The organism is Microbacterium sp. BF1, assembly GCF_019279095.1.
Taxonomy (GTDB): Bacteria; Actinomycetota; Actinomycetes; order Actinomycetales; family Microbacteriaceae; genus Microbacterium; species Microbacterium maritypicum.
Genome location: NZ_JAGYWT010000052.1, coordinates 1 through 9,068, shown reverse-complemented (window position 1 = coordinate 9,068; position 9,068 = coordinate 1). Strand labels below are relative to the sequence as shown.

Genomic DNA, 9,068 nt, shown 5'->3' with positions numbered 1-9,068 from the left:
TTGATGGGTACGACAAAGCCCCGGTTCCTTACCGGTTTTTGTCGGAACTGCCTTGATCTACAGGTCGCCAAACTCAGAAGATCAGGCACTCAGCTTCGGCCCCCCGTCTCGTAGAGGCGGGGGGTTCATGAGAGGCTCGTGCGCGCCGTCGCCGCGGCCTCTACACCCGTCGTGAGCGCGATCGGGCACGAGAACGACCATCCGCTGCTCGACGATGTGGCCGATCTGCGAGCTTCGACGGGTGTAGAGGCCGCGGCGACGGCGCGCACGAGCCTCTCATCGCTGAAACCGAGGAGCGTCTGCGGGTCTCCGCCACCGCGGGCGATGATGATCACATCGACCTCGGGGTCGGCATCGAGCCGGGCGAGGGCGGCGAGCGTGTCGGGAACGCAGCGGTCGCCCTGCACGGCGGCGTACTCGGTGCGGAAGCGCACCTGCGGCCAGCGCAGCTCGGCGTTGCGGTGCACATCCTTCTCGGCGTCCGAGCGCTCGCCCGTGATCAGACCGATCACATGCGGCAGGAAGGGCAGGCGCTTCTTGCGCGAAGAGTCGAACAGGCCTTCCTGTCGCAGCTGCGCGCGCAGCTTCTCGAGGCGCTCGAGCTGGTCGCCCAGCCCGACGTGCTTCATCGCGGAGACGGCGAAGCTGAAATCGCCGGCCTTGACGAAGTAATCGGCCTTGACCGCGGCGACCACATGATCGCCGATGCCGATGTCGGAGGGGACGCGCCCGCGCACACTCGACCACACCCGGATGGAGATCTGCGCATCGGAGCGCGTGTCCTTCAGCCGCGCGAACACGTTGCCGGCGCGCACATTCCAGGAGGTGATCTCTCCCTCGACCCAGACGGTGTTCCACCGCGCGATGAAGTCGCGGATGGTGGCGTTCAGCCGGGTGACCGAGGTGGGAGCATCGGCCGTCGAGTCGCGGGGTGCGACGGAATCGGCCGGTGGCGTCTCGCCCTGGCCCGTGGTCGCTTCGAAGACTGTCATCCGCTCCCGTTCCCGCTCCCGAGTCTCCCCGGCCTCGCACAGCCGCGCGGCGGTAGAATTCAAGGGTGACTTCGACTGCCGTTCATCTCCCCGTGCCCCGCCTTCCAAGAGTTCGTGCGGCGGCCGGGCGGCTTCAGGATAACCCGGTGGCCGGACGCAAGCGGGTTCTGCTCGCCGCACCGCGCGGATACTGCGCGGGTGTGGACCGTGCCGTGGTGGCGGTGGAGAAGGCCCTCGAGCGCTACGGCGCCCCGGTCTACGTGCGCAAGCAGATCGTGCACAACATCCACGTGGTGACCGAGCTCGAGGAGAAGGGCGCCATCTTCGTCGAAGAGGTCGATGAGGTCCCTGAGGGGGCCCACGTCGTCTTCAGCGCTCACGGTGTCTCGCCGGCAGTCGTGAACGCGGCATCCGATCGAGGACTCCACGCGATCGATGCGACCTGCCCGCTCGTCACCAAGGTGCACCGCGAGGCCGTGCGCTTCGCACGCGACGATTTCGAGATCCTGCTCATCGGGCACGAGGGCCACGAAGAGGTCGAGGGAACGGCAGGGGAGGCCCCGGAGCACGTCACCGTCGTGAACTCTCCGGAGGAAGCCGACACCGTCGTGGTGAAGGACCCGAACAAGGTCGTCTGGCTCTCGCAGACCACCCTCTCGGTCGACGAGACGATGGAGACGGTCAACCGTCTGCGCGTGCGATTCCCCGAACTCCAGAATCCGCCGTCCGATGACATCTGCTACGCGACGCAGAACCGTCAGGTCGCGATCAAGAAGGTCGCCGCCGGAGCAGACCTGGTGATCGTCGTCGGCTCATCGAACTCGTCCAACAGCGTGCGCCTCGTCGAGGTCGCCCTCGAGTACGGGGCGAAGGCCGCCTACCGAGTGGACTACGCAGAAGAGATCCAGCAGGAGTGGCTCGACGGGGTCGAGACCGTCGGTGTGACCAGTGGGGCATCCGTGCCCGAGGTACTGGTGCGCGAGGTGCTCGATGCGATCGGCGACGCCGGCTACCGCGACATCGAAGAGGTGAAGACGGCAGAGGAAGACCTCATGTTCTCCCTGCCCAAGGAACTGCGTCAAGATGCTGCGGGTCAGCGTGACGCGCGGGCCCTCGGAGGTCGCGCGTCCGGAGGAGGCGCTTAGCAGTGAGCGCCGCGGAGGCGGAGCCCACCCTCATCGGGTCGGTGCAACGCGCTCTGCGGCTGGTCGACATCGTCGCCAACTCACCTCGGCCGCTTCCTCCCAAGATGCTCGCGGCCATCACCGGTCTGACCCCCGGTACCACCTACAACCTGGTGCGCACGCTCGTGCATGAGGGATACCTCTCCTCGGAACCGGACGGTGTCGTGCTGGGCGCCCGGTTTCCGTCGTTCCAGCAGCAGATCGGCTCGCGGGGAGTGTTCCTCGCCCGCGTGCGCGCAGCGCTGCGGGAGGTGACCGAAGACGTCGGAGCCACGGCGTATCTCTCCCGCTTCGATGACGGGGAGATGCACATGGTCGACATCGTCGACGCCGTCCGCAATCCCCGGATCGAGCTGTGGGTGGGGCTGCAGTCCCGCGCTCATGCGACTGCGCTGGGCAAGCAGATCCTCGCGGAGCTCCCGGAAGCCGATCGCCTTGACTACCTCTCGCAGCATCGTCTGCCCGAGCTCACACCGCACACCATCACCGATCGCAAGGCATTGCTGACGCAGCTGGAACGCTCTCCGGGGTGGACGATCGATCAGGAGGAGTACGCGATCGGCGCCACCTGCGTCGCCGTGCCGGTCATCGCCCCCGGGGTCATCGCCTCGCTGGCGATCTCGCTGCCGGCCGATGGCGCCGTGGTCGATCGCACCCTCGTCTCGACGCTCCAGCGCACTGCACGCCATCTCTCTCTGCAGCTCGGGGCTGACGTGCTGGACGAGGGCTCCTCCGGAGCCGAGTTCACTATCTGAAGGAGGTCCCCTGGCGCGTCGGCACGCGTTTTCCTACTATGGGAACAGTGGCGGCATACGTGAACGTCACCGATCGCCTCTAGCGTCCCCAGCGCTGGCGGTCAATCTGGATGAGGAGCGTCCCCACGCTCCACGTCCGCGGCCCCGAGAAGTCCCCACTTCTCCGGGGCCGCTATCGTTTGTGCCCCACCGGGTGCGGTCGCCCGCTGTGAACCGGCCCGAGGTTGTGCCGTTAGCATGGCGGGATGAGCGACCAGAGGCCCCAGTACGGCGAACTCGCGACCCCCGAGGAACAGCGACGAGCCGCCGGCCTGCCCCCGCTCGACGAGGTCGTGATCGCACCGCCCTCGGCGCCACTGCCGCCCGCGGTTCAGGCCGGGAACCCGGTGAACGAGTCTTCGACGAAGCGGTCGCATCCTGTCGATCGCTTCGCGACGATCGTGATGCTCGCCTACGGACTGATCAACGTCGTCATCACCGGTCTGTCGTACCTGGATCTGCCGAGCGTCATGAACCAGACCATGAAGGTCGTCGGCATCGAGGGGGAGTTCACGAACTTCGCGCAGGCGAAGACCTGGGGGATGATCGCCGCGATCGTCCTCGTTGTCGGATGGTCGATCACCGCCGCGCTCTCGATCCGACGCCTGCGTCGTGGCCGCCTCGCCTGGTGGCTCCCGATCGTCGGAGCGATCGTCACCGTGGGCGTGGTCTCCGTCTGCATCGCGGTGCCGATGATGAGTGACCCTGCCTTCGTCGCCCACCTCGAGCAGATGACGACTCCCTGACCTCAGCCGGTCGGCATCGACGTACGCCGGCCCATCGGGGACGCAGAAGGGGCCCGGCAGGAATGCCGGGCCCCTTCTGCTGTCTCGCTCGCGGATCAGCTCTTGGACTGTCCGTACGAGCCGAGCTGACGGGTCGACTCGACCACGCGGGCGGCCATCGCCGACTCGGCGATCTTGCCCCAGGCGCGCGGGTCGTACTGCTTCTTGTTGCCGACCTCGCCATCCACCTTCAGCACGCCGTCGTAGTTCTTGAACATGTAGTCGGCGATCGCACGCGTGTAGGCGTACTGCGTGTCGGTGTCGATGTTCATCTTGATGACACCGTTGGCGACCGCGAGGGCGATCTCCTCATCGGTCGAGCCGGAGCCGCCGTGGAACACCAGGTCGAGAGGCTTGGCGCCGGTGTTGTACTTCGCCGCGACCTCTGCCTGGATCTCGCCGAGCAGCTCAGGGCGCAGCTTGACGCCACCGGGCTTGTACACACCGTGCACGTTGCCGAAGGTCAGGGCGGCGATGTAGCGGCCCTGCTCGCCGAGACCCAGCGCCTGAACCGCCTGGTCCACATCGGCGAACGTCGTGTAGAGGGCCTCGTTCGACCCCTCGTGTTGCACGCCGTCCTCTTCGCCGCCGACGACGCCGATCTCGACCTCGAGGATGGCGTTGATGTTCTTCATGCGGGGGAGCAGGTCCTTGGCGATCTCGATGTTCTCCGCGAGGGGAACGGCGGAGCCGTCCCACATGTGGGACTGGAAGATCGGGTTGCGGCCGGCCTTGACCTCTTCCTCGGAGGCGGCGATCAGCGGCTCGACGAAACCGGCCAGCGCGTCCTTCGGGCAGTGGTCGGTGTGCAGCGCGACGGTGATCGGGTAGTTCTTCGCGACCTCGGTGGCGAAGCGCGCGAACGCGAGCGCGCCCGCGGCACGAGCCTTCACCGTGTGGCCGGCGAAGTAGTCGGCGCCACCCGTGGTGACCTGGATGATGCCGTCGGAGCCGGCCTCGGTCAGCCCCTGGAGGACGGAGTTGATCGTCTGCGAGCTGGAGACGTTGAATGCGGGGTACGCGAAGCCGCCGGCCTTCGCGCGGTCGAGCATTTCGGCGTACTGATCCGGGGTGGCGACGGGCATGAGAACTCCTGCGATAGGGGAAGCCGGGACAGCTGCCACTCTATCGGGGCGCGCACGCTGATACCGCAGCCCAGATCTCCGCCGAGCACGATGGCTTCTGCCTGGCTGTTAAGAATTCGGATTCCTTCGTCGGATCCGGCTCGAAAGCCAGCGGATTTGGACACGAGGGTGGCTAGGCTGACCGCATGGTGAGTCTGACAGCGGATCTGAGCCCTCTTCGTCCCGACCGTAACCTCGCGATGGAGCTGGTGCGTGCGACGGAGGCTGCGGCTATCCGTGCGGTCCCCTTCATCGGTCGCGGAGCCAAGGAGGCGGCGGACGGCGCCGCCGTCGACGCGATGCGCGCGTTCCTCGGCACGGTCGACTTCCAGGGACGAGTGGTCATCGGCGAGGGCGAGAAGGACAACGCCCCGATGCTCTTCAACGGCGAGGTCGTCGGCACGGGCCGTGGACCGCTCTGCGACATCGCGGTCGATCCCATCGACGGCACCTCGCTCACCGCGGCCGGACGTCAGAACGCGCTCTCGGTGATCGCCGTCTCCGACCGTGGCACCATGCTCGACGCCTCGACCGTCTTCTACATGGACAAGCTCGTCACCGGCCCGGCAGGCGTCGGCGTCGTCGACATCCGTCTTCCCATCGGCGAGAACATCCGCAAGCTCGCCGGCGCGCTCGACAAGCCTGTCGACGAGATCGTCGTCTCGGTGCTGAACCGTCCGCGTCACGAGCAGCTCATGCAGGAGATCCGCGATGCGGGTGCCGGCACGCGTCTCATGAGCGACGGTGACGTCGCCGGTGGCATCAACGCCGCCCGTCACGATGCTCGCACCGACATGTGCGTCGGCGTCGGCGGCAGCCCTGAGGGCATCGTCACGGCGTGCGCGATCAAGGCTCTCGGCGGACACATCCAGGGACGCCTCTGGCCGCGCGATGACGATGAGCGCCAGCGCGGCATCGATGCCGGTCTCGATATGGACAAGGTCTACGAGGCCGATGATCTGGTGCAGGGCAACAACACGATCTTCGTCGCCACCGGCGTCACCGACGGCCAGCTCGTCGCCGGTGTCCGTCGTGAACGCGGCTACGTCTACACCGAGAGCGTCGTGCTCCGAGGAGCCTCCGGAACGCTTCGTCGCATCGCTTCGGAGCACCTCGTCTCGAAGTGGCTCTGATCCTTCGCTCGTCCTCTGACACGTGATCATCGCCGGCGACATCGGCGGCATCGTTATCGAGCCGGTACCGCCTCACAGCCGCTCGATCCACGGTTCCCCTGGGTGCCGTGTCACAATTATCACTGGGTTTGTCGCCGTCGACGGAGCCGCCAGGCACCGCAGGCACAGGAGGGCGAACAGATGACAACGCAGCACACGAGCGGTTCGAAGGCCGCCCCGACGAAGATCATCACGACCAACACGGGGCGCATCCTCCGGGTGAGCGCAGATGCGGAATCCGTTCCGACGCCCCCGGTCACGACGCCACCGGCCGCGATGGTCGATCCGGCTCGTCGCGCCGACGTCCTCTTCCGCGTCCGCCGCGATGAAGGGCACGAGATCAGCTCCTGGTGGATGATCGGAGCGTTCCTGGCCACCAGCGGACTCGTCATCCTGCTGCTCAGCGGCGTTCCCGGCATCGCCTGATCCGTCGTCGCTGAACGCCCGCGGAGCTACCGCACCACTGGCTGATGCTCTGCCGAAGGTGTCACCCTTCGTCGAGCCGAAGCCGCACGTCGCCCACGTCGGCGCGGACGGCCTCGGGCTGGACGGCCTCTGCGGGATCGAGTGGGTCGATATGAGCAGACTCGCCGTCTGAGAGAGCTTCCTGCGCCGCGGTCGAGTCTGCAGCGAGCAGTTCCGGTGCGGTGAATCGCCGGCCCGTGCTCGCCGTCGTCGGGGCGGCTGTCGCGAGCGCTGACGCGTCGACCCCGGGGAACTGACGAGCGGTAACGAGCACACGGGTCTCGAGCGATCCGGCGAACCGGTTGTAACTGTCGACAGTGCGCTCCAGCGCTCGACGCAGATCGTCGGCGTGCCCGGCGAGCGTTCCCAGCCGGTCGTAGAGCTGCGTGCCGAGCGCGAGCAGGGTACGCGCCTCGGTCGAGACCTCCTGCTGCGTCCAGGTGAAGGCCACGGTCTTCATGCGAACCGAACCTGCGGAGCACCGAGGAGCCACATGCGCAAGACAGCCACCACGATCAATCCCGCGCTCTCCCGCGTGATCAGCGAGACCGGCCACACCGACCTGCTCGTCGTCACCGACGCGGGCCTGCCGATCCCCCCGGGCTCCGAGCGCATCGACCTGGCGTATCGGCCGGGGGCTCCGGCCTTCCTCGACGTGCTCGACACCGTGCTCGCCGAGCTGGTCGTGGAGGGAGCGACGGTCTCGGCAGAGGTCGCCGAGAAGAGCCCGGAGGTGCTGGCCGCGCTGCGGGAGCGGTTCGCCGGGATGGGATTCGAGATCGAACTCCTCCCGCACGTCGAGTTCAAGAAGCTCAGCCACGGCGCCCGCGCATTCGTGCGGTCGGGGGAGTTCACCCCCTACGCGAACGTGATCCTGCACGCGGGGGTGGCGTACTGATGGCCCTCGTCGACGACGCGATCGACCGGCACTCCGCCGCGCCGATGTACGACCAGCTGCGCCAGCTGATCATCGACGGCATCGCGCGCGACGGGTTGCAGCCCGGCGACCCGCTGCCCGGTGAGCATCGGCTGTGCGAGCGCTACGGCATCTCGCGCACCGTCGTGCGCCAGGCGCTCGCCCAGCTCGAACATGAGGGACTCGTCGAGCGGGTGAAGGGCAAGGGCACCTTCGTCTCCCGTCCCCGCACGAGCGAGAGCCTGGTGCACACGCTGGTCGGTCTGTACGACGATGTCGAGCGCCGCGGCGGCCATGTGCACAGCGACGTGCTGCGGCACGAGCAGACGACGGCGGATGAAGAGGTCGCCCTGGCGCTGGAGGTGCCCGTGGGGTCGCCCGTCGTCGCACTGGAGCGTCTGCGCCATGTCGACGGCGAGCCGTGGTCGCTGTCGACGACGTGGATGCCGGAGGCCGTCGGCCGTGTGACGCTCGGCGCCGACCTGACCGAGGGCTCTCTGTACCGACTGCTCGCCGACAACGGCATCGTCGCGACGCACGGCGTGCGCTCAGCCGAGGCGACCGTGGCCACGCACGAGCAGGCACAGCATCTGGGAGTCAGCGCCGGCTCGGCCCTGCTGCGTCTGCGTAGCATCAGCCGCAGCTCCGACGGCACGCCGATCGAGTACTTCATCGCGTATCACCGCGGCGACCGCTCGCGCTTCGAGTTCCAACTGCAGCAGGAGCAGTCGCAGGCCTCGCTGCTGCACGTCGATGGCGAAGGCGGGGCGTCCCGTGCCGGGACGGTCGGCTGAGCGGCCGGTAATGTCGAGGGCATGAGCGACTGGACCAGCACCGCGATCGCCCTGCTGGAAGCCGATGCCAACCGCAGCGCCGACACCCACCTGCACCTGTTCCCGCTGCCCTCCGAGTGGGGCATCGACCTCTACCTGAAGGACGAGTCCGTGCACCCCACGGGCTCCCTCAAGCATCGCCTCGCGCGCTCGCTGATCCTCTACGGCCTGGTCAACGGACGCATCCGCGAAGACACCACACTGGTGGAGTCGTCGAGCGGATCGACCGCCGTCTCCGAGGCGTACTTCGCCCGCATGCTGGGGCTGCCGTTCATCACGGTCGTTCCCCGTTCGACCGTGCAGGAGAAGATCGACCTCATCGAGTTCTACGGCGGCACCTGCCACTTCGTCGACCGGGCAGAGGACATGTCGCCCGAGGCCCAGCGCCTCGCCTCCGACTGCACCGGCCACTACCTCGACCAGTTCACTTTCGCCGAGCGCGCGACAGACTGGCGCGGCAACAACAACATCGCCGAGAGCGTGTTCAGCCAGCTCTCCCAGGAACGGCATCCGATCCCCTCCTGGATCGTCACGGGCGCCGGCACCGGTGGCACGAGCGCGACGTTCGGCCGGTACGTGAAGTACCGCCGGCATGACACCAAGGTCGCGGTCGTCGATCCCGAGGGCTCGGCCTTCTACGACGGATGGGCCGGCACCGTGGACCCGCCGGCCGGGCGTCCGAGCCGCATCGAGGGCATCGGCCGCCCCCGGGTCGAGGCGTCGTTCGTGCCCACCGTGATCGACGAGATGATCCAGGTTCCGGATGCCGGCTCGATCGCCGCGATCCGCCTGCTGCGCGAACG

At 67.6% G+C, this 9,068-nt stretch carries 10 protein-coding genes and 2 pseudogenes; 9 read left to right on the top strand and 3 right to left on the bottom strand.

Going from position 1 to position 9,068, the window contains the following annotated elements; translation table 11 throughout:
• Positions 1 to 129 precede the first annotated feature (129 nt).
• Positions 130 to 255 (top strand): annotated as a pseudogene (locus KZA10_RS03355) (exodeoxyribonuclease VII large subunit); the annotation flags it as partial.
• Here KZA10_RS03355 and xseA read toward each other — a convergent pair.
• A pseudogene (gene xseA, locus KZA10_RS03350) lies at positions 237 to 992 on the bottom strand (exodeoxyribonuclease VII large subunit); the annotation flags it as partial. The pseudogenes KZA10_RS03355 and xseA sit on opposite strands and share 19 nt — an antisense overlap.
• 92 nt (positions 993 to 1,084) lie before the next feature.
• On the opposite strand from xseA, the gene KZA10_RS03345 reads away from it, so the two are divergent.
• The 3 genes from KZA10_RS03345 (at position 1,085) to KZA10_RS03335 (ending at position 3,716) form a co-directional block, all read left to right on the top strand.
• A complete protein-coding gene (locus KZA10_RS03345; protein ID WP_373695266.1) occupies positions 1,085 to 2,137 on the top strand; it encodes a 4-hydroxy-3-methylbut-2-enyl diphosphate reductase in 1,053 nt (350 codons plus the stop codon).
• Positions 2,138 to 2,139: 2 nt separating this feature from the next.
• Positions 2,140 to 2,931 (top strand): IclR family transcriptional regulator, encoded by a 792-nt coding sequence (locus KZA10_RS18585; protein ID WP_218682172.1) that lies wholly within the window; start codon positions 2,140 to 2,142, stop codon positions 2,929 to 2,931.
• Between the two features lie 245 nt (positions 2,932 to 3,176).
• Positions 3,177 to 3,716 carry a DUF6264 family protein gene (locus KZA10_RS03335; RefSeq protein ID WP_218682171.1) on the top strand — a complete coding sequence of 180 codons (540 nt, stop codon included), beginning with the start codon at positions 3,177 to 3,179 and terminating at the stop codon, positions 3,714 to 3,716.
• 95 nt (positions 3,717 to 3,811) lie between these two features.
• On the opposite strand, the gene fbaA is transcribed toward KZA10_RS03335, so the two are convergent.
• Positions 3,812 to 4,840, bottom strand: coding sequence for a class II fructose-bisphosphate aldolase (fbaA, locus tag KZA10_RS03330; RefSeq protein ID WP_055864552.1), 1,029 nt, complete (start codon positions 4,838 to 4,840; stop codon positions 3,812 to 3,814).
• Positions 4,841 to 5,025: 185 nt separating this feature from the next.
• Between fbaA and glpX the strand changes: the two genes are divergently transcribed.
• Together glpX and KZA10_RS03320 are read left to right on the top strand one after the other, a co-directional pair.
• Positions 5,026 to 6,012 carry a class II fructose-bisphosphatase gene (gene glpX, locus KZA10_RS03325; RefSeq protein WP_218682170.1) on the top strand — a complete coding sequence of 329 codons (987 nt, stop codon included), beginning with the start codon at positions 5,026 to 5,028 and terminating at the stop codon, positions 6,010 to 6,012.
• Positions 6,013 to 6,192: 180 nt separating this feature from the next.
• Positions 6,193 to 6,477, top strand: a complete 285-nt coding sequence (locus tag KZA10_RS03320; protein ID WP_017828696.1) for a hypothetical protein — start codon at positions 6,193 to 6,195, stop codon at positions 6,475 to 6,477.
• Between the two features lie 61 nt (positions 6,478 to 6,538).
• Here the strand turns inward: KZA10_RS03320 and rmuC are convergent, their stop codons facing one another.
• Positions 6,539 to 6,976, bottom strand: a complete 438-nt coding sequence (rmuC, locus tag KZA10_RS03315) for a DNA recombination protein RmuC (RefSeq protein WP_256934346.1) — start codon at positions 6,974 to 6,976, stop codon at positions 6,539 to 6,541.
• 33 nt (positions 6,977 to 7,009) lie between these two features.
• Between rmuC and rbsD the strand changes: the two genes are divergently transcribed.
• The 3 genes from rbsD to KZA10_RS03300 form a co-directional block, all read left to right on the top strand.
• A complete protein-coding gene (gene rbsD / locus KZA10_RS03310; protein ID WP_055874617.1) occupies positions 7,010 to 7,414 on the top strand; it encodes a D-ribose pyranase in 405 nt (134 codons plus the stop codon).
• Positions 7,414 to 8,226: a GntR family transcriptional regulator gene (locus KZA10_RS03305; RefSeq protein ID WP_127483085.1), complete on the top strand. Its 813-nt coding sequence runs from the start codon at positions 7,414 to 7,416 to the stop codon at positions 8,224 to 8,226. Before rbsD ends, KZA10_RS03305 begins: the two co-directional genes overlap by 1 nt.
• 21 nt (positions 8,227 to 8,247) lie before the next feature.
• A partial coding sequence (locus KZA10_RS03300; RefSeq protein WP_218682169.1) for a PLP-dependent cysteine synthase family protein occupies positions 8,248 to 9,068 on the top strand: 821 nt, incomplete at its 3' end.